Below are 26,581 nucleotides of genomic sequence, written 5' to 3' on the forward strand. Positions count from 1 at the left end.
GAAGCGGTCGCCGACGCCCTGATGCGACGGTGCGAGCGCCGCGCTGGCCCCTCCACCACTCAGCCTGAAGGCTGAGCGGTCCCCCTCCCCATTGCTGCGCAACGGGGAGGTTCTGCGAATGTCCGCTTCCCACCCAAAGCAGACATTCAGACACGCTTGAGCAATCCGGTCTCCGGAGCAGGTCGCGTACGAAAAGAACGACTCTTAAGCGCTAATCCGCCGCAGCTTGTCGAGCGCCGGCTGGTCGCCCTCCTCCTGCGCGATGGTCGCGACGAACTTGCCGTCGCGGCCGAACAGCAGGACATGGCTGCCATGGTCGACCGTATAGCCGTCTGGGGCCTGGGCATCGTCCACCCGTCGCTGGTAGATGGCATGGCTCTTCGCCACTGCGGCGACCTTGGCCTCCGAGCCCGTCAGGCCGATGATCGGGGTCCCGAACAGGCCGACATACTCCTTCACCACCGCCGGCGTGTCGCGCTCGGGATCAACCGAGACGAAGACGATGTCGAACGCCTGGTCGCCCTTGCCGAGTTCCTTGCGCAGCTTCGCCAGGCGGCCGAGCGTATTCGGACAGACGTCCGGGCAGTTGGTGAAGCCGAAGAACATCGCATAGGGCCGGCCCTTCAGCGCCTGCGCGCTCGAGAAAGGCTTGCCGTCGGCGCCCGTCAGCGTGAACGGTCCGCCAAGGGTGAAGCCCGGCATGCCCGGGTCCGCCCGGCTCGTTGTCGTCGGATCGGCAGGCCGCAGCAGCAGGATGGCGAACACCGCCACTGCCACCAGCACCAGCCCCCAGAGGATCAGCCGCACAATCTTCAGCCCCTTGGGCGCGGCAGCCGCCTCAGTGTCCATCATGCCCCCCGGCCGGTCCGCTTGACCCCGGCGCCATCACCGGCAGGCTGACCTTTACCGCGCCCGCCTTCTCAAAGCGCAAGGTCAGCGGCAGCCTGGCGCCGACCTTGAGCGGTGCCTTCAACCCCATCAGCATGACGTGCAGCCCGCCCGGCTTCATCGTGATCATGCCATTGGGAGCGACGGCCAGCGGGCCGGCCGCCCGCATCCGCATCACGCCGCCGACATTCCGGCTATCGTGGATCGACACGCGCGCCGCTGCCGGGCTGCTCGCCGCGATTAGCCGGTCGGCACCGCGGCCGCCATTATGAACGCTGACATAGGCCGCGCTGCTGGTGGCACCCGCGCGGGCCCAGCCGCTGACGTGGATGTCCGGGGCCTTGGCCGTGGCCGGGGCGGCAAGGACGAGCGCGGCACCCGCGACGTGACGAAGTTTCATGGCCGCGCATCTAGGGTTGGGGCGCACGGCTTGCAATGTAGGACAAAGGCTGTTGAAATGAACCAATGCGGTTCGCGCGACTTCTTTCCACTGTCATCGCGGACGCGATCCGGGATACCGCTTCTTCTTTCTTCCAGAAGGACACAGCTCCAAATTATACCCCCGCCACCGGTGACCTTTGTGACCTTTGTGACCCTCAATCCTCCGGTGCGACGGTCACAGCGATTCCGTCCAGCGCGGGGCCGAACGGGATCTGGCAGGAAAGGCGGCTGTTCGCCTCCCGAGCGCCGCTGGTCGCCAGCAGATCGTCCTCGTCCTCGCTGAGCGGCGGAAGCGCGGACGCCCATTCCTCGTCGACATAGACATGGCAGGTCGCGCACGAACAGCAGCCGCCGCACAGGGCCAGGATTTCCTCGATCCCGCCAGCGCGAAGGGTCTCCATCAGCGAGCGGCCTTCCTGCCCCTGGATGGCGCGGGCATGTCCGTCTCGGGTCGTCACGTTGATGATCAAGTCGGTCACTCCACCAGGCTCTTCAGCGGCACGTCGGGATCGGTCAGGCGGGCAGCGTCGACAACGCCCCCTCGCTCGATCAGCGCCCGTCCCTGCACATAGTCGCGCACCATGTTCACGCAATCGATGGCGATCAGCCTGCCTCTTCGGCGGTACAGCACGCTGAACCGCCCTGACCCCGGTTCGCCGCGCACCAGTTCCTCGTCATGGTCGTGACTGAGCCCGACCGTCTGCAGCTTCAGGTCATACTGGTTGGACCAGAACCACGGCATGGCGGCATAGGGCTTCGGCTCTCCGGCAATCGCCTTCGCCACACTCGCTGCCTGGTCATTGGCATGCTGCACCGACTCGATCCGGATCGGCCGCTCCGGCACGAACCGGTTCCAGTGCAGCGCCACATCGCCGGCCGCCCAGATATTCGGCAGGCTCGTCCGCCCGCACTCGTCGACCAGCACCCCGTCGCCGCCCTCGGCCCCGGCGGCCAGCAGCGGCCCCGCTTCGGGATCAATCCCGATCCCGGCCACCACCAGGTCGAATTCCGCCGCGTTCGGCGCCTCGGCACCGAGCCGCACCTCGACACCCTGCCGCCGATGCTCGGCAACCAGGAAGTCCGACAGCGCCTTGCCCGAACAGCGCGCCAGCAGCCGCGGCTCGCGCTCGTGCAGCACGACCTCCTTGCCGAGCTTGGCCGTGGCCGCCGCTGCCTCGAGCCCGATCCACCCGCCGCCGATCACCAGCACCCGGTGCGCCGTCTCCAGCCCCGCCTTCAGCGCATCCACATCGGCGAGCGTCCGGATCGCATGCGCCCCCGGCACCCGCCGCGCACGGCCGCCGGCCGTCCAGACCAGTTCGCCATACGAGAAGGTCCGACCCGAGACGCAGGTCGCCGTTCGAGCGGCTGGGTCAACAGCCTCGACCCGCTCGCCTTGATTCAGCGTCACCGCCTTCTCGGCCCAGAGGGCGGCGGGGCGGAAGCGGAAGTCCTCCCGCCCCCTGGTCCCGGTCAGATATTCCTTGCTGAGCGGCGGCCGCTCGTAGGGCAGTTCGGTCTCCTCGCCGAGCAGCCCAATGCTTCCGGTGAAGCCCGCCTGGCGGAGGTGAAGCGCAGCCGAGACCCCCGCATGGCCGGTCCCGATTATGAGGACGTCGAACCGGCTCAGTGGAGCGCCTCGATGATCGTCACATTGGCGATCCCGCCGCCCTCGCACATGGTCTGGAGCCCGAAGCGCTTGCCGCGCTTGCGCAGAGCGTGGACGAGGGTGGTCATGAGCTTGGTGCCGCTGGCGCCGAGCGGATGGCCGAGGCTGATCGCCCCACCATTGACGTTCAGCCGCTCCGGATCTCCGCCGATCTCGTGCAGCCATGCCAGCGGAACCGGGGCAAAGGCCTCGTTCACCTCGTACAGATCGATATCCTCGATCCGCCGCCCAGACCGCTCCAGCGCCCGCCGGGTGGCGGGGATCGGCTCCATCAGCATGATGACCGGATCGCCGCCGGTGACGGTCAGATGGTCGATCCGCGCCAGCGGCGTCAGGCCATGTTCCTTCAGCGCCCGCTCGCTGACCACCATCACGCCCGACGCGCCGTCGCAGATCTGGCTGGCGTTGCCGGCGGTGATCACGCCATCAGGCTTGAGGGTCTTGAGGCTGCCGAGCCCCTCCATCGAGGCATCGAAGCGGATGCCCTCGTCGCGCGCGTGGCTGTGCTCGTTCCCGTCCGCATCGACGATGGTAAGCGGCACGATCTCAGCCTCGAAGTCGCCCCGCTCGGTCGCCGCCGCCCCCCGCCGATGGCTCTCGAGTGCGAAGGCGTCCAGCTCCTCGCGGCTCATCTGATAGTTGCGCGCGATCATCTCGGCACCGGTGAACTGGCTGAACTCGGTGACGCCGTAGCGATCCTTGATCGACTGCGGCCACGGCCCGGTACCGATCCCCGCCTGCATCGGCAGCATCACCGCAAGGCCCATCGGCACCCGCGTCATGCTCTCGACCCCGCAGGCGATGACCACGTCCTGGGTCCCGCTCATCACCGCTTGAGCTGCGAAATGAACCGACTGCTGCGAGGAGCCGCACTGCCGGTCGATGGACACCGCCGGAACACTGTCCGGCAGGCTCGAGGCCATCACCATGTTGCGGCCGATGTGGAAGCTTTGTTCTCCGACCTGCCCGACACAGCCGGCGATGACATCGTCGACCGCCTTGGGGTCGATGCCGGAGCGCTCGACCAGCGAGTCCAGCACCTTGGCGCCAAGGTCCGCCGGGTGCCAGTCCTTTAGCGAGCCGCCCTTCTTCCCTCCGGCGGTGCGGGCAGCGGCGACGATATAGGCTTCGGGCATCTGCGACCTCGTCCGACAAGTTTTCCCAGCACTAGCCAGGTTCTCCGTTCGGGCAAAAGCGTTATTCGTGTCTCACCTGGATCGACAAAGGCCCGTTCGGGACAGCGGACCGGCAGGCTGGCGTCCGGCACGCTCCAGATAGAACGCGGCCGGACACGCGTTGCAAAGTCCTGCTGCCGAAGCCACATGGACGCCATGCTGATCACGACCGAGCGCACGCCCAATCCTTCGACCCGCAAGTTCCTGCCGGGCCAGACCGTCATGGAAGCGGGCAGCCGCGACTTTCCCGATGCGGAAAGCGCAAATGCTTCGCCGCTCGCCTCGGCGCTGTTCGACACCGGCGAAGTGGAGGGCGTCTTCTTCGGCCGTGACTTCGTCTCGGTCACTGCCAATCCGGACGTCGATTGGGCTGGGCTGGAGATCGACGTCGTCCAGATCCTGCTCGATCATTTCGTTTCGGGTGCACCGCTGTTCGTTCCGGGTTCGGCCGCGGGAATTCTCGTCGATGGCGACGATGGGCAAAGCTTTGACGAAGATCCCGCCGATGCCGAGATCGTCGCGCAGATCAGGGAGCTGCTCGAGACCCGGGTCCGTCCGGCGGTCGCGCAGGACGGAGGTGACATCGTCTATCGCGGTTATCGCGATGGCACGCTCTACCTTGCCATGCAGGGCGCCTGTGCCGGCTGCCCGAGTTCGGCCGTGACCCTCAAGCGCGGGGTAGAGAATCTCATCCGGCATTATGTGCCGGAGGTGGAAACGGTCGAAGCAGTCTAGCTACGGTCGCAACGCCGCACGGCGCTGCGTTCACATCGCTTCGGCAGACTTTCGCACCCATGCCGCCGTTTCCAGCGGCTGCGTGTAGGGCAGCATGTGCCCCCCTTCTACCAGGGTCAGTCTCGCTCCCGGTATCTCGCTCGCCGTCTTCTCGCCATGCTCACGCCAGTCGAGCAGATTGTCGCCGCGACCGTAGAGGATGGCGGTCGGGATCTTCATGCCGGGATAGCGCGCGACCATCTCGTCCGCGTCGCTCCGCGCAAGCTGGAGGTCGCCGCAGGCCGCCTCGATGTTGCCCGGTCGAAGCGCCAGCGCGCCGCCGCCCGCCGTCAGATAGTCGGTCGGTACCGGCTCGGGCCTGAACACCTGCTCCAGCACCTTGTCCTGCGCAGCCTGCCCGAGCGGCACCGCAATCGTGCGCGAGACGAGGCCCGCCAGAGGCAGCGGCACCATCAGTCCGCGGAACACCTCCGGCACATTGTGCACCGGTCGGGTCGCCGGAGCGACCAGTGCGAGGCCGCCGACCTTGTCGGGGTAGCGTTCCGCCACCTGAAGGCTGAGCGCCCCGCCAAGCGAGTGGCCGACCAAGATGGGTTTCTCGAGCCCAAGGACATCGATCAGCGCTGCAATTGCCTCCGCTTGGTCGGTCAGGTGCTGGGAGCCGCTGGCGAGGCGAGGGGAGTAGCCGGAGCCCGGCCGATCGACCCGGATCACCCGGAAGTCGCGGGCGAGATCGTCGACCATGGCCTGCGCAAAGCTTCGCAATTGGGCGCCGAGGCCGTGGATGAGGAGCAGCGGCCGCCCTTCGCCCTGCTCGGTGACGTGCAGGCGATGGGGCCCGGCCTTCACCAGCCGCCCGTCCATCGGCACCAGTTCTTCCGCCCGGCGCGCGGCCCTGGCGCTGTACAGGCCTGCGCCAAGCAGCCCTCCGGCCAGCGAAACGCCGGCGATCGCCCAGTTTCTCATGCCATGCTCCGCTTGAGGATATTCCAGTAGCCGACCGGCGCGAGGCGCTCGATCAGGGCCGCGAACTTCGCATCGCCACCGACCAGAACGCGCGGCTTCTCCCCTTCGATGGCGCGCGCGATGATCTCGCCGGCCTGCGCCGGATCCATGCGCAGGAACTTCTGGAAGCGCTCCCGCTCGCTCGCCATCAGCATCGCTTCCTCATTGCTGGCGTGACGAGGTGGCCGCGCATTGCGGGCGATGTCGGTCCTGACCCCGCCGGGATGGACCACCGTGACCCCGACGGTCGAGCCCGCCTCCCCGAGCTCGCGGCGGAGCGACTCCGAAAAGCCGCGCACCGCGAACTTGGCGGCGGAATAGGCCGTCTGGCCGGGCGGGGCGATGAGGCCGAACAGGCTGGAGATGTTGACGATCCTGCCCACATCGCTCGCCTTCAGGTGCGGCAGGAAGGCACGGGTGAGGCGCACGACGGCGTGAAAATTGACCTCCATCAGCCAGTCGAAGTCGCTCTCGTCCACCTGCTCGAAGGTGCCGCCGATGGCGACGCCGGCATTGTTGACGAGGAGGTCGATGCGGCCATGCTCGGCCAACACTGCGTCGGGCAGGGCGAGGCAGGCCGCGCGGTCGGTGACGTCAAGCTTGTGGCTAGATATCTGGACGCCGGCCGCAAGCGCGGCACTCTCCGCCAGGCCGGCGGCATTGCGGTCGACCAGCGCCAGGGCGCAGCCGCGACTCGCCAGCGCCACCGCCAGGCCGCGCCCGATGCCGCCGCCCGCGCCGGTGATGACCGCCACGCGGCCGCCAAGCCTCACGCCTCCGCTCCCGTCAGGCTCGGCGCTGGCGGCGTTCGCTGCGGCGATCCGGAAAAACGCATCACCCCATCTTCAACCTTCCCATATCTGAGCGCGGCAAGGTCGAGCGCATAATTCTGGTGGAGCTTCCAAGGCGCCCTGTCGCCCTGTTTGGGGAGGATGTCCCTGGCGCGCTGCACATAGCCCGAATTGAAGTCGATGAACTCGACAGGGCGCACGTCCGGCTGGACCTCGGGCACGGCGATCGTCCGTCGGCACTTTTCCAGATGGTTGAGCAGACGGCACAGATAATAGGAGGTGAGGTCGGCCTTCAGCGTCCACGATGCATTGGTGTAGCCGAAGCTGTAGCTGAGGTTGGGCACGCCGCCGAACATCATCCCCTTGTAGGTCATCGTTCCCTGCAGCCGTTGCTCCGCGCCGTCGATGAAGATCGCGACGTCGTCGAGCAGCTTGAGCTTGAGACCGGTGGCGGCGACGATGACGTCGGCTTCGAGCAGGCGTCCGGACTTCAGCCTAATGCCTTCCGGCACGAAGCGGTCGACATGGTCGGTGACCACTTCCACCTTGCCCGCGCGGATGCCGGCGAAGAGGTCGGCGTCCGGCACCAGGCAGAGGCGCTGGTCCCACGGATTATAAGCCGGGTTGAAGTGCGTCTCGATCTCGTAATCGGGTGGGAGCTCCTTCATCAGTCCCTTGCGGATCAGCTTCTTCATCAGCTCGGGCCGCCGCCGGGCGAGCTGGAAGAAGGCCTGCTGCATCAGCACGTTGCGGGCCCGCACCAAGCTATAGCTGAGCTTCGGCCCGAGCAGGCCGCGCAGCAGGTTCGCCACTTTGTCGACCGCCGGCCGACTGACCATATAGGTCGGCGAGCGCTGCAGCATGGTGACATGCGCCGCGCCGGCCTTGGCCAGCTCGGGAACGATGGTGACGGCCGTGGCGCCGCTGCCGATCACGACGAAATTCTTGCCCTTCATATCGAGGCCCTCGGGCCAGAATTGCGCATGAAAGAAGCGCCCGGCGAAGTTCTCCCGACCGGCAAAGTCGGGCAGATAGGCCTGCTCGTAATCATAATAGCCGGTGCCGAAATGGAGCCAGCGGCAGGAGAGCCGGACCTCGCCCTGCGGAGTCGTCGCGGTCACCGTCCACCGACCGGTCCGGCTGTCGAATGCCGCCGCCTTGACCCTGCTGTCGAAGCGGATTTTGGGGCGAATGCCGTACTTGTCCGCAACCTGGTTGACGTAAGCGAGGATGGTTGCGCCGTCGGCGATCGCCTGTGCCTCGGTCCACGGCTCGAAGCTGTAGCCGAGCGTATACATGTCGCTGTCGGAGCGGATGCCGGGATAGCGGAACAGGTCCCAGGTTCCGCCAATCGCGCCGCGCGCCTCGAGGATCGCGTAGCTTCGGCCCGGACAATAGGTCTGGAGGTGCCATGCCGTGCCGATGCCGGAAAGACCGGCGCCGACGATCAGTACATCGAGGTCGATCATGGCGGCTGTGCTGACTTGTTCCATGGTCGGGCGATGCTGCGCGCGGCGGTGATGCACTGACAAGCGTAAAGTCGCCCTGCCGGCCTAGCGCTCGACGCCGATGTCGACGCGCCGGTTCTGGATCTCGCGGACGCCGTCGTCCGTGGGGACCAGCAGTGCTTCCTCCCCCTGGCCAATCGTCGTGATCGACCCCGCAGGCACGCCCCGTTTCACCAGAGCCTGCGCCACCATCCGCGCGCGCTGGAGCGAAATGCGCCTATTGACGATGGCGGGACCTTCACGATCCGTGTGGCCGGTGAGGCGGAGCCTTGCGCCGCCCCTTGCCGCCTCGGCCGCCTGGTCGAGCACCGGCTCCCAGTCGCGCCGGATCTCCTCCTTGCCGCTGTCGAAGAAGATCATCAGCGGGGCCGGCGAGGGAGCGGTCGCCTGGGCGGCTGCGGCGGCGAGGAAGGTGATCACCATGGCCGCATCCTAGCGCCGTGCCGCGAACAAGAAAACGGCCGGGAAGCGCTGGGCTTCCCGGCCGTTGCTAAGTGAAAGGACTGGCCTCAGCCGCGCTCGGGTGCCGGCGGGGGCGGGGGGGGCGGCGGGGGGGGCACCGGGCAGCTGTCGGTCGCCAGCACGACCGACCCGTCCGGGCAGGTCTGGGTGGCCGGCGGCGGCGGCGGCGGCGGCGGGGCCGGCGGCATCGGCGGCGGCGGCGGCGGCGGCGGGGCGGCCGGCTCGGCGAAGTTGTAGATGATGCTGAACAGCACCGAGTGCGACTTGAAGCGGCTGCGGGCGTCATAGGTCACGCCGGAGCTGTTCAACTCGCCGATGATGTTGTCGAAATCGAGCTTGCTTGAACGGAAGTAGCGATACTTCAGGCCGATATCGAGCTGCGGGGTGATGGCGTAGCGGATACCGGCGATGCCCTGCAGCGCAAGGCCGCTGTCCTTGCCTTCGATGTCGAAGGCGGCATTGGCGGGGGCGATGTTGTTCATCTTGACGCGCGCCCAGCCGGCGCCCGGACCGGCATAGAAGCTCAGGCCGTCATCGTTGCCGAAGTCGAGCAGCAGATTGGCCATCGCCGAGGTGACACCCACGTTGCCACCGGAACCGCTGGTCACCACCGGACCAGCGGAAGCGCTGCGGAGGCCGACCGAGTCGAGGCTGGCGCGCTTGTAGCCGAGCTCACCTTCGAGCCGAACGATGCCGAAGTCATAGCCAAGGATCAGGTCGAGATCGAGACCGGGCTTCTTGAAGTCCATCAGCGCGCCGTCTTCGACGACGACGCTGCCCACCACGGTCGAGGGCGGAGCCCGGACGATGGTCAGGTCGTGGTTGAGGTCCTTGGCCCAGAGGGCACCGCCTTCGGCGCCGAAATAACCGCTCTTGTCGCGGGCGGCGGCGGGCGTGGCAAGCAGCGCCGCTGCGGCACCGCCGATAAGAAGTTTGCGCATGATGGTCGTCTGCTCCCCATTTGTCCCGCTGAGCCCCTCGGGGTCACGGCGGCAGGAGCATTTATGCCAGATAACCGGTATTAATGCCAGAAGCGTAATGAATTGCGAGCTGTGCCTGGTCAGGCGGCGCTCGCGGCCTCCTCGCAGGCGGCAGCGGCGCGGGCGGCAAACTGGCTGGCGAGCTTGGCGTGCCATTCGCGCGCGGCTGCGGTCATGGCGCGCTGCGCGGCGGTCCGCTCTTCGGCGGCGCGGCGGGCGTAATAGCGCTGGTTCGATTCCATCCCACGGCTCCACGCAACGAAATATGTCCGTCCGAAGAGGTCTGGGCCGCAAAGATGGAGGAAGAGTTAATATCCACAGGCGTCCCGCCTCGGCACAAGCCGTGGCACGTTGGTGACAGCAGCATGGCAAAAGCGGATTATCGCTGAAACCGAACGACTCGCCGCTCGTTACACGTCCGAACATCATCTTCCACCAGGGAAGCGAGGGGACAGCGATGCTGACTTCGAGCCATTTGAACAGAGACCATTTCAACCCCGCCCTGCGCGGCTATCACGCGGTTTACCGCGAGAATGCCGTTAATCATTGCCCGGGTTGCGGACGCACGCACTGGCTGATCGGCCGGCTGCTCGCGGAATGCGGCTTCTGCGGAACCGCGCTGCCGCTTTCCGAGAGCTATTCGCGCAGTGCTGCTGCGCCGATGTTCCGGCACGGCAGCAACCGGCTCGACCGCGCCGCCTGAACGCTCGCGGGCAGGGCGGACTTCTGCTATGAAGCTCCCATGCTCGTGTCCGTTCTCCTTGCGGCCTTCCTGAGCGAACCCGGGCCGTTCGTGCTCGCCAATGCGAGCGGTGGCATTCTCAGCGACCTCGCCATTCGTCCCTCCGATGGAAGCGGCAGCTGGCGCAGCATGACGCCCGGCGCGCTTGCTTCCGGTGGCCGCACGGCGATGCCTTCACCCGGCGGTCAGCTCTGCGCTTTCGACATTCGTGCCAAGGTCGGAGGGACGATGGTCACCTGGTCGTCGATCAATCTTTGCGATGTAAAGGTCGTGACCCTGAACCGACGATCCGACGGAACCCTCTGGGTCGATTACGACTGAGCGGGCGAAGCCGGCGCAGCGGCATCCGAGCCGGAGCCGGAGCGGGCAGGGCTGGCGCTTGCGTTCTGGTCGCATCGAGCAGCTTGCCGCCGGCGAGGAATACCACCGCACAGCAGATGGCGAAGAAGATCCAGCCCAGGGTCCCTGGATAGAGAGCGAGATAATGCTTGCCGCGCTCCGCCGCGCCGAGCGCGATTGCCCAGGTCACCGCCCACGCCTCCCACCGTGTTTTCACCGTGAACAGGCGGCCGACGGACCGCAGGAATGAGGACGTGCGCATCGACATATGGTTAAGCAACGGGCGTGCCATTGGCAGAGTTCCGCCATTTTGGCGTTAACCATTGTCGTTATCTGTCAATTTACCCGACTCTACGCCGCCATCCTCCCTTTCACGACGCGCCGGCAGCGCCTAAGTGCCTCAGCCACGCATGTCCAAGCCTCCCGTTGCCCCGTTCGACAAGAAGAAGATCGTCGCCGAGAACCGGCGGGCGCGGTACGACTATTTCGTCGAGGATCGCTTCGAGGCGGGCATCTCGCTCCAGGGTACCGAAGTGAAGGCGCTGCGGGCGGGCGAAGGTTCGATCGCGGAGAGCTACGCCACCGTCGAAGACGAGGAAGTGGTGCTGATCAACAGCCACATCCCCGAATATTCCCACGGCAGCTGGATGAACCATGAGCCACGCCGCAAGCGCCGGCTGCTCCTCAAGAAGCGCGAGATCGGCCGTTTGATGGGCGCCATCAACCGCCAGGGTCTGACCCTCGTGCCATTGTCCATCTACTTCAACGGCAAGGGCAAGGCGAAGGTCGAACTGGCGCTTGCTCGCGGCAAGAAGGTCCACGACAAGCGCGAGACGATCAAGGAGCGCGACTGGAAGCGGGAGCAGCAGCGCCTGCTGCGCGATCGTGGCTGAGCGGCCCGGCTTCTTCCGGCGCCTCGCCGACAAGGCGACGCCCAGCCGCGAGGAAGTGCTCGAAAGCCGCTGGCTGAAGCCGTTCGGGACGCGTGTCCGGCAGTCCGACCTTTGGCGCTTTACCCGCCGCTCGGTTCCGCGCGGGGTCGCCGCCGGCCTGTTCGTCGGTATATTCCTGATGATCCCTGGCCTGCAGATCGTCGGCGCGGCGCTGCTGTGCATGCCGATCCGCGGCAACATTCCGATCGCGGCGGCCATGACCTTCCTCAGCAATCCGGCGACCACCCCCTTCTTCCTGATCGCCGCCATCGCGCTTGGCAACAAGCTCGGCTTCCATGCCGACCTCGCAGCCTTCGAGGCACTTTACTCCAGCGGCGCCGGAATTGGACGTTGGAGCCAATGGTTGCTGAGTGACGCTGCTCCCGCCATGATCACAGGCCTACTCCTGATCGCCCTCGTCAGTGCGTTCGTCGGCTATGGCGTGTCGATCGTCGTCTGGCGCTGGTGGGTGCATCGCAAGTGGCGCAGGCGTACACGACCGGAATTGTTTCATCGCCATCCATGAAGGAAAGACCGTAGCCCCATGAAGCGACTGCTGATCTGCCTTGCCGCAACCACCGCTCTCGCGGGCTGCGCCACTACCGACACTCCGGCCGAGACCGCCGCCGTCACCCCGGCCGCGGAGCCGGCCCCGGTCGCCGCCACCCCGGCCGCGCCCAAGCCCGAGCTCGGCACCTTCGGCTTCGACGCCGCCGGCATGGACCGCAACGTGCAGCCCGGCCACGACTGGGTCGAGTTCGCCAACGGCAACTACCTCCGCACTCTCGAGATCCCGGCTGACCGCGCCAGCTTCGGCGCCTTCAACGTGCTCGACGAGCTGTCCCGCACCCGCACCCGCGGAATCATCGAGGAGGCCGCCAAGAGCAACGCCGCCGCCGGCACGAATGCTCAGAAGGTCGGTGACTATTACAACAGCTTCATGGATGAGGCTGCGATCGAGGCGCGCGGCGCGGCGCCGCTCGGCGAAGACCTGAAGCCGTTCATGGATGCACGCTCCAAGGCCGACTTCGCCCGTGCGCTCGGCACCAGCCTGGCGGGCTTTGGCCCCAGCCTCTTCCCCTTCTATATCAACCAGGACGCCAAGGCGCCGGACCGTTACGTCCCGATCTTCGCGCAGGGTGGCCTCGGCATGCCCGACCGGGATTATTATCTCTCGAGCGACGCCAAGCTGGCGGCCGCGCGCGACAAATATGTCCCGCACATCGCGAAGATGCTGACCATGTCGGGCATTCCGGCGGCTCGCGCCACCCAGGCGGCGCAGAACATCCTCGCCTTCGAGAAGAAGCTGGCCGAGGTCCACTGGACCCGGGTCGAGAGCCGCGATGACGACAAGACCTACAACAAGTGGACCCGCGCTGACTTCGCTCGCCGCGCGCCGGGGTTCGACTGGAACGCCTATCTGACCGCCGCCGGCCTCGGTGCGCAGAACGAGTTCATCGTCAGCCAGCCCTCGGCCTTCACCGGCATGGCGAAGGCGGTCGCCGGGACACCGCTGCAGACGCTCAAGGACTGGGCCGTCCTGCACACCGCACGTGACGCCGCCGGAGTGCTCCCCAAGGCCTTCACCGAAGAGCGCTTCGACTTCTCCAACCGCACGCTTCAGGGCACGCCGCAGATGGAGCCGCGCTGGAAGCGGGGCGTCAACGCCGTCAACGGCACCATCGGCGAGGCGGTCGGCGAGCTTTACGTCGCCCGCTACTTCCCGCCGGCGACCAAGGCCAAGATGGACGAACTGGTCAAGAACATCATCGCGTCGATGGACAACCGGCTCGCCAACCTGCCGTGGATGGTGCCCGAGACCCGCGCCAAGGCGCGCGCCAAGCTGGCCAGCTTCCGCTCGAAGATCGGCTATCCCGACAAGTGGATCGACTATTCGGCGCTGACCATCCGGCCGGGTGACGCCTACGGCAATGCCGAGCGTGCGACGGCCTTCGATTACCGCCGCCAGCTCGACAAGCTGGGCAAGCCGGTCGACCGCGACGAATGGTTCATGACCCCGATGACGGTCAACGCCTACGCCAATCCGACGATGAACGAGATCGTCTTTCCGGCCGCCATCCTCCAGCCGCCCTTCTTCGATCCGAATGCCGACGACGCCATCAACTATGGCGCGATCGGCGCGGTCATCGGCCACGAGATCAGCCACCACTTCGACGACCAAGGCCGCAAGTATGATCCGAACGGGCGCCTCACCGACTGGTGGACCGCGGAAGACGTCAAGAAGTTCGAAGTCTATGCGACCCAGCTCGCCGACCAGTACAGCGCCTACGAGCCGCTGCCTGGCGCCAAGATCAACGGCCGCCTGGCTCTTGGCGAGAATATCGCCGACCTCGCCGGCATGCTGGTCGCCTATGACGCCTACCGACTGTCGCTCGGCGGCAAGGAAGCGCCCGTGCTCGACGGTTTTTCCGGCGACCAGCGCTTCTTCCTCGCGCATGCACAGATCTGGCGGACCAAGTACCGCGAGAATGCGATGCGCCAGCAGCTGGTGACCGGACCGCACAGCCCGGGCAACTACCGCCCCTACGTGTCGCGCAACCTCGATCCCTGGTACAAGGCGTTCAACGTCCAGCCCGGCCAGGCGATGTATCTGACGCCCGAGCAGCGGGTCCGGATTTGGTAGCCTGATGCTCCACGCCCGGCTCGCCGCGATCGACGCCGAGCCCGTCCCTCGGGGCGAGCCGTGGCTGGTGCCCACTCTCCTTGCGCTTGCGCTCGCCAGCCTCGTTGCGCTGGCGATCGCAGCCGGCCATCCAGCGGTCGCGCTTCCGCTCGCCCTCGGGGTGGTGGTTGCGGCCGTCGCCGGCTGGCGCCGCGGTTCGGGCGCCGAGATCGCCGAAAGCGCGGCCGTCATTGCTCCTGACTATGCCTTGGTCTCTTCCAGCCTCGACCTCTGCGCGGACGCGGCAGCGCTGACTGATGACGAGGGCCGCTTGCTCGGCCTCAATCGCGCCTATCGGGAGCGTTTCCCCGCGCTGGCACCGCCTGCGCAGCTGGTCGCCGACCCGGAAGGCCGCCAGGCGATCGAGCAGGCGCGAATGCAGGCCCTTCAGGACGGCCAGGCCAGTGCCACGCTCAGCGGTGAGAAGGGCACGATCCTGGCCGTGACGGTGGCCCGCGCCGGTCATTCCGGCGGCCTGCTTCTGTGGCGCTTCCTGCGCCCCCGGCGATCGCCGCTCGACATCCTCATCAAGCGCTTGCAGGGCCTCGAAGGCGAGGTGCTGGGCGAAGCCGGCCTGCTCGCCGCGGCCGTTGACGAGACCGGGCAGGTGGTCGCCGCCAACGGCCTGTTCGCGCGCCGTGCGGCACTCGGCGAAGCGGGCACCAATCTCGACGATGTGCTCCAGGTCGCCGGCGAGGGGAGGGTCCGCCTCACCGCTGCGGGTCCGGAATCTGCGGTCCTCCGCTTGCTCCACATCCCCGCCGAACCCGGCTCCGGCCGCGCCGCCGGCCTGACATTGCTGTTCGCGACCGGCGAGGCGCCCAGCCTGTCCGAGCCCGCCAGCCTCCAGGCGCTGCTCGACCTGCTTCCTCTCGGCCTCGCCCTGGTCGATCGGGACGGTCGCTTCCTCACCAGCAACAAGGCGTTCCGCCGTGCCGCCGCACTGGAAGAAGGCCCATTGCCGGCCTTCCCCAGCGACCTCGTCGTCAAGGAGGACAAGGCCGCTGTCGCCGACGCCGTCCGTCGCAACAGCCGCGGGCCCGCCATGTCGGGCGATCTCGCCGTCCGCCTGTCGCACCAGCCGGCCGAGCCGGTCGCTCTGACCATCGCCGGCCTGCGCAACCTCGGCGAAGCCAGCGTCCTGCTCCTCCTCAAGGACAACAGCGAGGAAGCCAAGCTCAAGCGGCAGGTCGCCCAGGCGACCAAGATGCAGGCCGTCGGCCAGCTTGCGGGCGGCGTCGCGCACGACTTCAACAATATCCTCACCGCCATCATCGGCCATTGCGACCTGATGCTGATGCGGCACACGCCCGGTGACAGCGATTACGACGACATCCAGCAGATCAAGTCCAACTCCAACCGCGCCGCCGGCCTGACCCGCCAGTTGCTGGCCTTCTCCCGCCAGCAGACGCTGCGACCGCAGGTGCTCCAGCTGCCCGACGTGGTCAGCGAGGTCAGCCACCTGCTCAAGCGCCTGCTGGGCGAAACCGTGACGCTCCAGCTCAAGCATGGCCGCGGCCTGGGCGCGGTGCGGGCGGACCCGGGCCAGCTCGAACAGGTGATCGTCAACCTCGCGGTCAATGCGCGTGACGCCATGGCCGGAATGGGCGGCGGCCGGCTCACCATCCAGACCTATGCGGTCAAGGCCGAGCAAGTTGCCGAACTCGGCTCCGACATCCTGCCGATCGCCGACTATACGGCACTCAGCATCTCCGACACCGGGTGCGGAATCCCCGCCTCGGTTCTCGGCAAGATCTTCGAGCCCTTCTTCACCACCAAGGAAGTGGGCAAGGGGACGGGCCTCGGCCTTTCCACTGTCTACGGCATCGTCAAGCAGTCGGGCGGCTTCATCTTCGCCGCCAGCAAGGTCGGGGAGGGGACGACCTTCGTCATCTACTTGCCTGTCCACCAGGAAGAGAAAGGCGATGTCGCGGAGGCAGCCAGGCCGGCCCTGCCGGCGGCCAGGGCCGAAGAAACGTGGGGAACGGGCGTCGTCCTGCTCGTCGAGGACGAGCCGATGGTCCGTACCGTTGCCGAGCGCGCCCTCACCCGGCAGGGCTATACCGTGCTGACTGCCGACAATGGCGAGGAGGCGCTGGAGATCGTTGCACGCGGCGAGCCGATCGATCTGCTCATCTCCGACGTGGTCATGCCGGTGATGGACGGGCCGACGATGGTACGCGAAGCGCGCAAGACTCGGCCCGACCTGCCCATCCTCTTCATGTCCGGCTATGCCGAAGAGCAGCTCCGGCGGTCGATCGACATCGACAATGTCGCCTTTCTTCCCAAGCCCTTCTCGGTACAACAGCTCTCCGAAGCGGCGCGTAAGGTTCTGGCATCGCGCTGAAAGCTGTTGCGCTAGCGGTCCGGGTTTGCGACAGGAACAGCGGTGAGTAACGGCCGTGACATCCTCGTCGTCGAAGACGAACCGCTGATCGCGATGATGCTCGAGGATTTCCTCGAGACTCTCGGACATCGTATTTTCGCCAGCTGCGACACGGTCGAACAGGCGCTCGAGCAGGCGCAGGCCGGCGGTTTCGATCTTGCGATCCTCGACGTCAACCTCAAGGGCGAGCTGGTCTGGCCGGTCGCCGAGGCCCTGCGCCAGCGCAACGTGCCCTTCATCATCGCCAGCGGTGGGCACGTCGAGCCGCCCCCGGCCGCCTTCGCCAATGCTCCGTTGCTCGAGAAGCCCTATACGATTGACCGCATCGCACCGGTCATCGACGAGGCGTCCGCCTAGGGACCGTTCGTCGCATTCGGTTGACGGTTCACTTGCCCGTCATTCCCCACTCGGTAAAACACCCGCAACTTGATGTTGGACGGGGTTAACCGGTGAACAAGTATCTGCTTGCGACGACAATGATGGCCTTGCTGGCTTCCCCGGACGTAGCGGAGGCGCGCAAGAAGAAGGCGCCGCCACCGGCACCCGCGCCGGTGGTCCGGGTCGTGCCCACCGATCCGGTGGAGCTTTACTACTACACGCACGGCGACGCCCCCATCTGGTTTCGCAACGACGCCAGCCGCGCGGCGGCGTCGCGTCTCGGAGCCATCCTCCGCCGGGCGCCCATCGACGGCTTTGCCGCCGGCCCGGCGCTTGCTGCGCAGGTAGACGCGGCCATTGCCTCGGCGGTGCCCGGTAATGCGCAGGCGCAGAAGTCGGCCGAGCTGGCGTTGAGCAAGGCCTGGGTCGCCTACATGCAGCACATGCGCACGGCGCCGAAGGGGATGATCTACGGCTATCAGCAACTCGCCCCTCATTCACGGCCTGACCAGATCCTGCTGACGACCGCCGCAGCGCCCGACCTTGCCGCCACGCTTGATCGCATGGCCGACGTCAATCCTACCTATCGCGGCTTGCGCGAAGCGGCGCTGGCGAGCGGAATGACGGCGGCCGATGCGCGGCTGCTTTCCAATTTGGAGCGCGCCCGCGTGCTTCCGTCGACCGGCCGCTTCATCCTGGTCGATAGCGGGAATGCCATGCTGACCATGTATGAAAATGGACAGCCCGTGGACCGGATGAAGGTTATCGTCGGCACGGAAGAGACGCCGACGCCGATGATCGCCAGCGTCATTCACTGGATCACGCTCAATCCCTACTGGAACGTGCCACCCAACCTCATCAAGAAGACCATCGCGCCGAGTGCGATCAAGGGCGGCGACGCCTATCTCAAGCGCACGGGCTATGAGGTGATGAGCGGCTGGGGTCCGGACGCCACCGTCGTGCCTGCAAAGGATGTGGACTGGAACAAGGTGCTCGCCAATCCGGAGTCGGTCCGGGTCCGCCAGAAGCCCAGCGCCCTCAACAGCATGGGTCGTCTCAAGGTGCCGTTCCCAAGCGGGCAGGACATCTTCCTTCACGACACGCCGTCCAAGGACAAGTTCCAGCTCGCGAACCGCCAGCAGTCGAACGGCTGCATCCGTCTTGAGGACGCCAAGCGGCTCGCCCGCTGGCTGATGGGTTCGGAACCGGCGATGAGTGGCAAGGATCCCGAGCAGTTCGTCCAGATTCCGAAGGGTGTTCCGGTTTACCTCACCTATTTGACGGTTGAGGCGGGCGCCGACGGCAAGCTGGCGATGCGCAAGGATCCCTATGGCTGGGACGGCCGCCCGGACCTCCAGCTGGCAGCTGCCACCATGTACTCCAGCGTGGCGCGTCCGGCACCATAAGGACCCCGAAAGCGTGAACAAGATCAGGCCGGCAGGGGCGACCCTGCCGGCCTTTTCGTTGTTCGCACCCGCAGGCACTCATCACTATTGTTAGGCAAAGAAAAACGGGGCGGAGCCGAAGCTCCACCCCGTCTGTCTGTGGCCAGTGGCCGGCCGGTCCCGAAGGACCGGCCAGGACCCCTTAGCCGCGCTCCGGCGCCGGCGGCGGCGGCGGCGGCGGCGGCGGCGGAACCGGGCACGCGTCGGTCGCCAGGATCACCGAGCCGTCCGGGCACGTCTGCGTGGCAGGCGGCGGCGGGGGCGGCGGGGGCGGCGGCGGCGGGGGCGGCGGCGGAGGCGGCGGGGCCGCACCACCGAAGTTGAAGGTCAGGCTCGCGAGCAGCGAGTGCGACCGGAACCGCGTGTCGAGGTCGGCGTCGGCCAGATCGAAGTCCGACAGATTGACGCTGTCCTCGATGTCGTGGTTGTAGAAGCGATACTTCAGGCCGAAGTCGATGTTGTCGCTGACCGGATAGCGAACGCCCGCGAGCACCTGCCAGGCAAAGCCGCTGTCGCTGATGAGACGGTCACCGAAGGCCGACACGCGGGTGCGGGCGATACCGGCACCGCCGCCGACGAAGCCCTGCCAGCTGTCGTCCGAACCGAAGTCCAGCAGCAGGTTGCCCATCAGCGACAGGCTGGTCGAACGACCGTCACCGTCGAAATTGACGCCATCGATCAGATATTCGTCATGGGCAGCGCGCTTGTAGGCGACCTCGGCCTCGGCGCGGATGGCACCGAAGTCGTAGCCGGCGTTCACGCCGACGTCGTAGCCGATCTTGTGGTCGCCGATGATGAGATCGGAAGCGGTGGTCGTCCCGTCGGTGACGTCGACCTTCAGATCTTCGACGATCATCGCCCCAAGATCAATGCCGACATAACCCGCCTTGTCGCGGGCCATTGCCGGCGAGGTGATGGCAGCCGCAGCGACGGCGGCCAGTAGGTATTTGCGCATGCTTTCCCCTTCTCGCTCAGAGTTAGTGTTGATGGCGCCCCGAACTTGTAGAGCAGCCGATAAGTTTCGCTCAAGCGAAAGCTGAACAAGCACCGGTATGAGATTGTGTCTTGAGCGCAACAGTCGAGGAGTGCGAAAGAGGGGCAGGAAACGGCCTAAGATACGGCGGTGAAACAAGAAACTGCTGCAGCGCGGCCAGCGTCGCCCGGGTGCGGGCTCCGAAAAGCGGCAATCCCCGGTTGCTGCGACGGCGTCCGAACCCCGGTCCAAATAGCCCTCGCGTCGGCCTGCATCGCGGTGTAGGACCATCGGCGCAGGGGAAGCGCGGAGGAGCCTGTGCTGGCTTCGGTCGATGAAGAACGCCTGGTCGAAACGGTGGGGTACAGCCCCATCGCGACCGTGCTCAGCAATCCTCGCAAGCCCGACAATCCCTTGGAAGTCGCTAACCAGGCCTTCTGCGATCTTACCGGCTATGCCGAGGACGAGATAATCGGCCGCAATTGCCGCTTCCTGTCCGGTGCCGCGACCGAACCCTGGCTCACCGAACGGATCCGTGAGGGCGTGCGCACCCACAAGTCGGTGCTGGTCGACATCCTCAACTACAAGAAGGACGGCACGCCCTTCCGCAATGCGGTGCTGGTGACCCCGCTCTTCGATGCCAGTGGGGAACTGTCCTGGTTCCTCGGCAGCCAGGTCGAACTCGGCAGCGAGAGCACGGCGGTATTCAGCGGTCGCCGCGAGAAGGCCATCCTCGCCGTCAATGGCCTCCCGCCGCGCCAGCGCCAGGTGCTGGAACTGATTGCCAAGGGTCTGCTCAACAAGCAGATCGCCTGGGAGCTCAAGATCAGCGAGAAGACCGTGAAGATGCACCGCGCCCTGCTGATGGAGCGGCTTGGCGTCCCGACCAGCGCCGACCTGATCCGGCTTGCGGTCGAAGCGGGCCTCTAGCCCCACTCAGGTCGCATACCGGCCTAAGCCTATCTTTGCGCGAGGCTGCGCGAGAGGCACATCCGCATCATCACCATTCGTGCGGCACACTTCCCCCTTGAGTGCCGACCGGATGCTCCGAGCCGAGCTTCCCCGCTGCTCGGAAACTCCGTGCCGGCCGCATGCCCGCCTGCGGTCGGCACGCCTTCCTTCCACAACGCCGCACTCATCTGGCGCCCGTAGCGGCAAGCTCTTCGTCGACCAGTTGCTCGAGCCGCTCTCCGTCGGGAAAGCCTTCCTCGACCCAGCGTGCCTCGATCGCCTTCAGCGTGCGCGCCACCGCCGGTCCGGCCACCAGCCCGCGCCTGATGAGGTCGCCGCCGCCGACCGGCAGGCGCGGCGGAACCCAGCCCTCCAGCGATGCCGCGGCTTCGGCTTGACCGGCGAGCAGAAGCCGGTCCCGCGCTTCGTCGGTTCCGATCCGATAGGCGAGCGCCCGGGGAACGCCCGGGGTCTCCTCGGTCGCCGCCGAGGCCAGCCGCTTGCGGGCCTTGTTGCTGAGCTTCAGCCGCGCCGCGACCTTCTCGGCGACGAGCGGGTCGCGGGGCAGGAGGGCGGCGAAGCGGCGGAGCGGCTCCGGCGCGATCCCCGCCGCCTGCTCGGCCGCGATCAGCTGCTCAAGCGCGGGTAGGGCCTCTGTGCCGATCTCGGGCAGGACCGGCCGAAGCAGGCCATGCTCCAGCATCAGCCGCACGGTCGCGGCGGGGTTGGGCAAGGCGAGCAGCTTCAGCCACTCGTCGGCGATCCGCTCACGCGACAGGGCCATCAGGTCGTTGGCCCTGGCTTCGCAGGCGGCAAGGCCGGCCTCATCCACGCCCGACCCGAAGCGGGCGGTGAAACGGAAGAAGCGGAGGATGCGCAAGTGATCCTCAGCGATGCGCTGGAGCGGCTCGCCGATAAACCGCACCCGGCCCTCGGCAAGGTCGTCGAGCCCGCCGAAATAGTCGAACACCCGTCCTTCGCCTGGATCGAAGTAAAGCGCGTTGACGGTGAAATCCCGTCTCGCCGCATCCTCCCGCCAGTCGTCGGTGAAGGCCACGGTCGCATGCCGCCCGTCGGTGGCGAGATCGGCGCGCAGAGTGGTGACCTCGATCGTTTCGCCCTGGGCGAGCGCAGTGACGGTGCCGTGGGTAATTCCGGTCGGAACGGTCCTGATTCCGGCCGCCCCGCAGCGGCGCATCACTTCATAGGGGCTCAGGCTGGTGGCGACATCGACATCGGCGACCTCGTGGCCGAGCAGGCTGTCGCGCACCGCGCCGCCCACCAGCCGCACCTGCCCCTCTCCCAGCGCCGCAAGTAGCGCGGCGATGCCGGGACGCTCGGCCATTGCTTCGAGACGGCTCAACTCCACGCGTTCAGCCGCCGCGAGAGATTGACCAGCATGGCAGCGGTCGCGCCCCAGATGCGGCGACCTTCCCAGTCGATCTGATAGTAGGTCCGCATCCTGCCTCGGAACTCCGCTTCGATGGCGCGCTGGTTGGCGGGATCGAGGAGGAAGGCAAGCGGCGCTTCGAACCAGTCGGCCACTTCTGCCTCATGCGGGCTGAGCGGCAGGTCGGGATCGACCGCGCCAAGGACCGGGGTCACCTCATAGCCGGTGACGGTGCGATAGGGATCGGCGCTGCCCCATAGCGTGACGGCGGATGCCGGCAGCCCGATCTCCTCCTCCGCCTCGCGCAGTGCCGCGGCGGCGGCATGCTGGTCCTCGGGATCGATCCGCCCACCGGGAAACGCCACCTGGCCGGCATGGGTGCGCAGATGCTCGCGGCGGACGGTCAGCAGGACTCCAGGCTCGGCCCTGCGGGTGATCGCCACCAGCACCGCGGCGGGGACGATCCCGTCGGTCACCGAAGCCCCCTCGATGAGGTCGCCGGCTAGAAGGTCCTCAGGCGCTGGTGCGTCGAGAGCCCGGCGCAGCCGCTCGGCGAGGTTCATGCCTCCTCGAGCGGGAAGAAGCAGCCTTCGCTCCAGATGCCTGCGGGGCGCTCGGCCAGCGCACGCTCGGCAAGCTCGTAATAGACCGGCCGCTCGAAACTGGCCTCGAGCCCGCCGCGAACCGCGAGGAGCGGCAGCCCCTGTTCCATCCGGATCGGGTGATCCTTTCCGACCACCAGCAACTCGCCATTGTTGAGCTGCACCGCGAGGGTAGCACCACGGCCGTCGCCCTCGGCGGTCATGGCGATCACCCGCAGCGCGGCCAGCTCGACGTCGATGTCCAGCTTTTCGACCGGAGTGACCAGCAGGTGGCGTCCGTCGGGCTCACGACGAAGGACGGAGGCGAACAGGCGGACGAGGGCGTCGCGCTGGATCCTCCTGCCGTCATGCCACCAGCGTCCCTCGGCATCGATTTTCATTCCGCTATGGCCGCAGTGGGGCGGGTCCCAGCGCTCTACCGGCGGGCGGCGCCGGCCGGCGGCGGCCGCTTCGATCTCGGCGAGAGACAGGCGAGCGATGTCGAGAGGAGGCTGGGTCTCGGGCATGAGCGGGAAGGGAGATGAGGCCAGCGCCTTGTTTCCGCAAGAGCGGGCGCTACACGCTTGTTGCCGATGACCAGGGTCGCGATCGTCACCGGTGCGGGCAAGAGGGTAGGCCGGGTCCTCGCAGAGGGCCTGCTCGACGATGGCTGGCAACTGGTCGCGCATGTCCGAAGCGCTTCGGACGAGGTCCCCTCCGGCGCCATCCGCGTCGTCGCCGATCTCGCTGACGGCAAGGCCGCCGCCGAGGCGATCATCGATGCCTGTCCGCATCCGCCGGGGTTGCTCGTCAACAATGCCTCGCGCTTCGTTGCCGACCGGCTCGAAACCTTCTCGGCCGAGGAACTTGCGGCCCACATGGCGGTGAACGTCGCCGCGCCGGCCTTGCTGACTTCGGCCTTCGCTGCAGCGGGCGGGTTTGGCGATCGGCTGATCGTCAACATTCTCGACGCCAAGCTCGCGGCTCCGAACCCCGACTTCCTCAGCTACACATTGTCCAAGGCTGCCCTGGCGGCACTGACGCAGCTCAGTGCTCGGCAGCTCGCGGGGCAGGGCGTCCGGGTGAACGCCATCGCACCGGCGCTGATGCTGCTGTCCGAAGGGCAGAGCGAGCAGAACTTCGCCGCCACCCACGCCTTCAACCCCCTGAAGCGCGGGGTCGAACCCGCGGACGTGCTCCGCTCCCTTCGTTTCCTGGTGGACTCTCCCGTCGTCACCGGCGAGACGCTCACCCTTGACGGCGGGCAGCGCTTCTGGCGCCTGCCACGCGACGTGCAATTCCTTGAAGCGGACCAAGAATGACCGAAATACTGAGCTTCACCCCGCGCCTCGACGGGCTCGTTCCGGCCAGCCTCGCGGTGCGATCGGCAAAGATCCACCTCGATTCGCTCGAGGTGATGACCGACATCGGCTTCCATGAATTCGAGATCGGCTCCCCTCAGCGGCTGCTGGTCAGTGTCGAGGTCTGGCTGGAGGAACTCGCGCCGCCGCCGGGCGACTCCGCCGAGAATGCCTGGAACTACGACCACGTGCGCGTCGAGATCGAGCGAATCGCTATGTCGAAAAGGTTCAATCTCCAGGAGACTTTGGCCCGGGAAGTCTATGACTGGATTGCTGCGCGCGCCGGAGTGAAGGCACTCAGGGTCGTCACGGCCAAGCCTGACGTCTATCCGAATGCACGTGGCGTGGGTGTTGAGATTGCCAGTTTTTCCGGCACGGCACCGTAACGTTCCCGGGGCGCGGTTGAGCAAGCGGAACAATATGATTGCGCCGCCATTGAGGCCACATTAAGGAAGCGCGCCGACCCAGCCGATGATATGTTGATACGTCGGCTCGCCAGCTCGGATCCGCGACTTGCTCAGCGGTTCCGAACCTGGTGCAGAGGTCACCCCTGAGGAGAATTGCGGCAGGATGTCTTACGCCAATCGCAGGCAGATGAGCGGGAACAGGACGGTTTCGATCGTCATTGTCGCCTTGCTGCATGTGCTGCTCGGATATGCGATCATCACCGGCCTCGCCTACAACGTCGTGAAGAAGGCTGCTGAGGATCTGAAGACCTTCGACGTGGAGGAGGAGCCGCCGCCCCCGCCGGAGGAGCCACCGCCCCCACCGCCGGAGCAGCCGCAGCAGGAGATTCCACCGCCGGTGGTTTCGCCGCCGCCGCTGGTGCGGACCAACACGCCGCCGCCGCCGGTTACGACGGTCAACGTGGCGCCGCCTAACCCGCCGATCACCTACACGGCTCCGCCGGCGCCTCCCGCGCCGCCGGCGCCACCGCCCCCGCCGCCCGCGCCCGTCAAGGTGCAGCCGGCTAAGGCCCGTGCGAACCTCGCTTCTTACTTTTCGGATGACGATTATCCGCAGGACGCGATCCGTAACGAGCAGCAGGGCACGACCGGCGTTCGTCTCGACATCGGGCCGGACGGACGGGTGACCAACTGCACGGTGACCAGTTCGTCGGGTTCGAGTTCGCTCGACAACACGACTTGCCGCCTTCTGCGCAGCCGAGCCCGGTTCACGCCGGCGACGGACAGCAGCGGTGGCAGGACGACTGACACCACGACGACAAGGATCGTCTGGCGTCTGCCCGCCGACTGATTAGCGCCTACACTTCCAAGCCCAACCGGTTTCTAGTCCAAGGATACGCACTATGACTTTCGTCTCTCTGATGGCCGCAGCCGCAGCCCCCGCGGGCGATAACCCCTACGGCCTGATGCAGGCTCTGAACGAGGGTGGTCTCATTGCTTGGGGCACCTTCGCCATCCTGGTCGGCATGTCGATCGGCACCTTCTACATTCTCTTCACCAAGTTCTTCGAGCAGCAGAAGATCATCAGCCAGGGCAACAAGGTCCGGGCCAGCTTCTGGAACTCGCCGAACCTGCGTGAAGCTGCCAGCAAGCTCGACGCCAAGAGCGCCTATCGCGCAATCGTCGACGACACGCTGGTCGCTCAGGAGCAGCACGGCAAGCTGACCAACCCGATCGACCAGCATGACTGGATGGCCAACAGCCTCGCTCGTTCGCAGGGCGGCATCGGCGCGCGTCTCGGTGAAGGTCTGGCCTTCCTTGCGACCGTCGGTTCGACCTCGCCGTTCATCGGTCTGTTCGGTACCGTCGTCGGCATCTACCGCGCGCTGATCAAGATCGGTGCGTCGGGTCAGGCCTCGATCTCAGTCGTCGCCGGCCCGGTCGGTGAGGCGCTCATCATGACCGCGCTCGGCCTGGTCGTCGCGGTTCCGGCCGTGCTCGCCTACAACTGGCTGATCCGTCGCAACAAGTCGATCATGGAAGACCTCGCGGCCTTCACCAACGACCTGCACGGCTACATCATGTCCGAGGGCAAGGTGAAGCCGGCCATGGCTTCGGCTGGTGCCGCCAACGCCGGTTCGGCTTCGGTCGCCAAGGGTGCGCAGACCCGCTCGGGCGCCGCTCCGACCCCCGCCGGTTCGCAGCCGCTGACCACCGGCCAGACCTCGACCGGCCAGCAGGCCGGCGGCACTGGCACGACCACGGTCGACCGCCGCTAAGCTCAGGTTCACGGGGCCGGTCGCCTGATGGTGCCGGCCCCGCGTCCCCGGGCACTGCGCTTTGATTTCGAAGAGGGAATACAGATCCCATGGCAATGAGTGTCGGCAAGGAAGACGGCGACGACGTCCCGATGTCCGACATCAACACCACGCCCCTCGTGGACGTGATGCTGGTGCTCCTCATCATCTTCCTGATTGCCATTCCGGTGGTGGTGGAGACGGTTCCGATCGCGCTTCCGAAGACTGCCTATGAAGTGCGCGAGACCAAGCCCGAGAACGTCGAGCTGACCGTTCGCGGCGGCCCTGGCGATACCTGTGAAGTCTACCTCGGCATGACTCCGATCGACAGCACGGCGCTGCTCGACACGGCGGTTGCGCGGCTCGAGAAGGCGATTGCGGATGTCGGCGGTGCGGACAATCTCACTGATGAGACCATGCCCGAAGTTCATATCCGCGGCGACGTCGGCACGCCTTACAAGTGCATCGGCGGGACCATTTTCACGATGCAACGCGCCGGTTTTGCGCGGGTCGGCTTCGTGTCCGAGCCGCCGCCCGGCTCGACCGTGACCCGGATGTAAGAG

At 66.7% G+C, this 26,581-nt stretch carries 30 protein-coding genes; 15 read left to right on the forward strand and 15 right to left on the reverse strand.

Annotation, left to right across the window (positions count from 1 at the left end):
- Positions 1–204 precede the first annotated feature (204 nt).
- The 5 genes from JOY29_RS00005 to JOY29_RS00025 all read right to left on the reverse strand — a co-directional run bounded on the left by JOY29_RS00005 (position 205) and on the right by JOY29_RS00025 (position 4,134).
- Positions 205–852: an SCO family protein gene (locus JOY29_RS00005; protein WP_300974147.1), complete on the reverse strand. Its 648-nt coding sequence runs from the start codon at positions 850–852 to the stop codon at positions 205–207.
- Positions 839–1,288, reverse strand: coding sequence for a copper chaperone PCu(A)C (locus JOY29_RS00010; protein ID WP_300974148.1), 450 nt, complete (start codon positions 1,286–1,288; stop codon positions 839–841). The genes JOY29_RS00005 and JOY29_RS00010 overlap by 14 nt, the downstream gene beginning before the upstream one ends.
- Before the next feature lie 196 nt (positions 1,289–1,484).
- Positions 1,485–1,808: a 2Fe-2S iron-sulfur cluster-binding protein gene (locus tag JOY29_RS00015; protein WP_300974149.1), complete on the reverse strand. Its 324-nt coding sequence runs from the start codon at positions 1,806–1,808 to the stop codon at positions 1,485–1,487.
- Positions 1,805–3,007: an FAD-dependent oxidoreductase gene (locus tag JOY29_RS00020; protein ID WP_300974150.1), complete on the reverse strand. Its 1,203-nt coding sequence runs from the start codon at positions 3,005–3,007 to the stop codon at positions 1,805–1,807. Before JOY29_RS00020 ends, JOY29_RS00015 begins: the two co-directional genes overlap by 4 nt.
- Entirely contained in the window at positions 2,956–4,134 is a 1,179-nt protein-coding gene (locus JOY29_RS00025) for an acetyl-CoA C-acetyltransferase (RefSeq protein ID WP_300974151.1), read from the reverse strand. The genes JOY29_RS00020 and JOY29_RS00025 overlap by 52 nt, the downstream gene beginning before the upstream one ends.
- Before the next feature lie 195 nt (positions 4,135–4,329).
- Between JOY29_RS00025 and JOY29_RS00030 the strand changes: the two genes are divergently transcribed.
- The gene (locus JOY29_RS00030; protein WP_300974152.1) at positions 4,330–4,908 is read left to right on the forward strand and encodes a NifU family protein; all 579 of its coding nucleotides are present in this window, start codon (positions 4,330–4,332) and stop codon (positions 4,906–4,908) included.
- A gap of 30 nt (positions 4,909–4,938) precedes the next feature.
- Here JOY29_RS00030 and JOY29_RS00035 read toward each other — a convergent pair whose 3' ends face one another.
- The 6 genes from JOY29_RS00035 to JOY29_RS00060 form a co-directional block, all read right to left on the reverse strand.
- Positions 4,939–5,874: an alpha/beta fold hydrolase gene (locus JOY29_RS00035; protein WP_300974153.1), complete on the reverse strand. Its 936-nt coding sequence runs from the start codon at positions 5,872–5,874 to the stop codon at positions 4,939–4,941.
- Complete coding sequence (locus JOY29_RS00040) at positions 5,871–6,686, reverse strand: SDR family oxidoreductase (RefSeq protein ID WP_300974154.1); 816 nt, start codon at positions 6,684–6,686, stop codon at positions 5,871–5,873. Before JOY29_RS00040 ends, JOY29_RS00035 begins: the two co-directional genes overlap by 4 nt.
- Positions 6,683–8,197 carry a flavin-containing monooxygenase gene (locus tag JOY29_RS00045; protein WP_367280022.1) on the reverse strand — a complete coding sequence of 505 codons (1,515 nt, stop codon included), beginning with the start codon at positions 8,195–8,197 and terminating at the stop codon, positions 6,683–6,685. The genes JOY29_RS00040 and JOY29_RS00045 overlap by 4 nt, the downstream gene beginning before the upstream one ends.
- Positions 8,198–8,257: 60 nt before the next feature.
- Positions 8,258–8,635 (reverse strand): OmpA family protein, encoded by a 378-nt coding sequence (locus JOY29_RS00050; protein WP_300974155.1) that lies wholly within the window; start codon positions 8,633–8,635, stop codon positions 8,258–8,260.
- 86 nt (positions 8,636–8,721) lie between these two features.
- Positions 8,722–9,615 (reverse strand): outer membrane beta-barrel protein, encoded by an 894-nt coding sequence (locus JOY29_RS00055; RefSeq protein WP_300974156.1) that lies wholly within the window; start codon positions 9,613–9,615, stop codon positions 8,722–8,724.
- Positions 9,616–9,734: 119 nt separating this feature from the next.
- The gene (locus JOY29_RS00060) at positions 9,735–9,896 is read right to left on the reverse strand and encodes a hypothetical protein (RefSeq protein WP_300974157.1); all 162 of its coding nucleotides are present in this window, start codon (positions 9,894–9,896) and stop codon (positions 9,735–9,737) included.
- A gap of 215 nt (positions 9,897–10,111) precedes the next feature.
- Between JOY29_RS00060 and JOY29_RS00065 the strand changes: the two genes are divergently transcribed.
- From JOY29_RS00065 to JOY29_RS00105, 8 genes are all read left to right on the forward strand, one after another.
- Positions 10,112–10,357, forward strand: coding sequence for a hypothetical protein (locus JOY29_RS00065; protein ID WP_300974158.1), 246 nt, complete (start codon positions 10,112–10,114; stop codon positions 10,355–10,357).
- 39 nt (positions 10,358–10,396) lie between these two features.
- Positions 10,397–10,717: a hypothetical protein gene (locus JOY29_RS00070; protein ID WP_300975578.1), complete on the forward strand. Its 321-nt coding sequence runs from the start codon at positions 10,397–10,399 to the stop codon at positions 10,715–10,717.
- A gap of 428 nt (positions 10,718–11,145) precedes the next feature.
- On the forward strand, positions 11,146–11,628 hold the full coding sequence (gene smpB, locus JOY29_RS00080) for an SsrA-binding protein SmpB (RefSeq protein WP_300974159.1): 483 nt from the start codon (positions 11,146–11,148) through the stop codon (positions 11,626–11,628).
- The gene (locus JOY29_RS00085; RefSeq protein ID WP_300974160.1) at positions 11,621–12,193 is read left to right on the forward strand and encodes a DUF2062 domain-containing protein; all 573 of its coding nucleotides are present in this window, start codon (positions 11,621–11,623) and stop codon (positions 12,191–12,193) included. The genes smpB and JOY29_RS00085 overlap by 8 nt, the downstream gene beginning before the upstream one ends.
- A gap of 18 nt (positions 12,194–12,211) precedes the next feature.
- Complete coding sequence (locus JOY29_RS00090; RefSeq protein WP_300974161.1) at positions 12,212–14,311, forward strand: M13 family metallopeptidase; 2,100 nt, start codon at positions 12,212–12,214, stop codon at positions 14,309–14,311.
- 4 nt (positions 14,312–14,315) lie between these two features.
- Entirely contained in the window at positions 14,316–16,697 is a 2,382-nt protein-coding gene (locus tag JOY29_RS00095) for a response regulator (protein WP_300974162.1), read from the forward strand.
- Between the two features lie 42 nt (positions 16,698–16,739).
- Positions 16,740–17,093 (forward strand): response regulator, encoded by a 354-nt coding sequence (locus tag JOY29_RS00100; protein WP_300974163.1) that lies wholly within the window; start codon positions 16,740–16,742, stop codon positions 17,091–17,093.
- Between the two features lie 92 nt (positions 17,094–17,185).
- The gene (locus tag JOY29_RS00105; protein ID WP_300974164.1) at positions 17,186–18,520 is read left to right on the forward strand and encodes a L,D-transpeptidase family protein; all 1,335 of its coding nucleotides are present in this window, start codon (positions 17,186–17,188) and stop codon (positions 18,518–18,520) included.
- Between the two features lie 181 nt (positions 18,521–18,701).
- Here the strand turns inward: JOY29_RS00105 and JOY29_RS00110 are convergent, their stop codons facing one another.
- Entirely contained in the window at positions 18,702–19,514 is an 813-nt protein-coding gene (locus tag JOY29_RS00110; protein ID WP_300974165.1) for an outer membrane beta-barrel protein, read from the reverse strand.
- 336 nt (positions 19,515–19,850) lie between these two features.
- Between JOY29_RS00110 and JOY29_RS00115 the strand changes: the two genes are divergently transcribed.
- Complete coding sequence (locus JOY29_RS00115; protein WP_300974166.1) at positions 19,851–20,462, forward strand: LuxR C-terminal-related transcriptional regulator; 612 nt, start codon at positions 19,851–19,853, stop codon at positions 20,460–20,462.
- Positions 20,463–20,667: 205 nt separating this feature from the next.
- Here JOY29_RS00115 and JOY29_RS00120 read toward each other — a convergent pair whose 3' ends face one another.
- Genes JOY29_RS00120 through JOY29_RS00130 form a run of 3 tightly spaced genes read right to left on the reverse strand, consistent with a single transcriptional unit; the run spans position 20,668 to position 22,981 of the window.
- Positions 20,668–21,828: a CCA tRNA nucleotidyltransferase gene (locus tag JOY29_RS00120; RefSeq protein ID WP_300974167.1), complete on the reverse strand. Its 1,161-nt coding sequence runs from the start codon at positions 21,826–21,828 to the stop codon at positions 20,668–20,670.
- 14 nt (positions 21,829–21,842) lie between these two features.
- Positions 21,843–22,436: a CoA pyrophosphatase gene (locus JOY29_RS00125; RefSeq protein WP_300974168.1), complete on the reverse strand. Its 594-nt coding sequence runs from the start codon at positions 22,434–22,436 to the stop codon at positions 21,843–21,845.
- Positions 22,433–22,981: a DUF1285 domain-containing protein gene (locus JOY29_RS00130; RefSeq protein ID WP_300974169.1), complete on the reverse strand. Its 549-nt coding sequence runs from the start codon at positions 22,979–22,981 to the stop codon at positions 22,433–22,435. Before JOY29_RS00130 ends, JOY29_RS00125 begins: the two co-directional genes overlap by 4 nt.
- 66 nt (positions 22,982–23,047) lie before the next feature.
- Between JOY29_RS00130 and JOY29_RS00135 the strand changes: the two genes are divergently transcribed.
- The 5 genes from JOY29_RS00135 (at position 23,048) to JOY29_RS00155 (ending at position 26,578) form a co-directional block, all read left to right on the forward strand.
- Positions 23,048–23,776 (forward strand): SDR family oxidoreductase, encoded by a 729-nt coding sequence (locus JOY29_RS00135; protein WP_300974170.1) that lies wholly within the window; start codon positions 23,048–23,050, stop codon positions 23,774–23,776.
- On the forward strand, positions 23,773–24,201 hold the full coding sequence (locus JOY29_RS00140; RefSeq protein WP_300974172.1) for a dihydroneopterin aldolase: 429 nt from the start codon (positions 23,773–23,775) through the stop codon (positions 24,199–24,201). Before JOY29_RS00135 ends, JOY29_RS00140 begins: the two co-directional genes overlap by 4 nt.
- Before the next feature lie 184 nt (positions 24,202–24,385).
- On the forward strand, positions 24,386–25,072 hold the full coding sequence (locus JOY29_RS00145; RefSeq protein WP_300974173.1) for an energy transducer TonB: 687 nt from the start codon (positions 24,386–24,388) through the stop codon (positions 25,070–25,072).
- A 52-nt stretch (positions 25,073–25,124) separates the two neighbouring features.
- Positions 25,125–26,000, forward strand: coding sequence for a MotA/TolQ/ExbB proton channel family protein (locus JOY29_RS00150; protein WP_300974174.1), 876 nt, complete (start codon positions 25,125–25,127; stop codon positions 25,998–26,000).
- A gap of 89 nt (positions 26,001–26,089) precedes the next feature.
- Positions 26,090–26,578 (forward strand): biopolymer transporter ExbD, encoded by a 489-nt coding sequence (locus JOY29_RS00155; RefSeq protein WP_300974176.1) that lies wholly within the window; start codon positions 26,090–26,092, stop codon positions 26,576–26,578.
- Positions 26,579–26,581: the final 3 nt, after the last annotated feature.

Origin of the sequence: Sphingomonas sp. LHG3406-1 (genome assembly GCF_029637485.1) — a bacterium.
Classification (GTDB): Bacteria; Pseudomonadota; Alphaproteobacteria; order Sphingomonadales; family Sphingomonadaceae; genus Sphingomicrobium.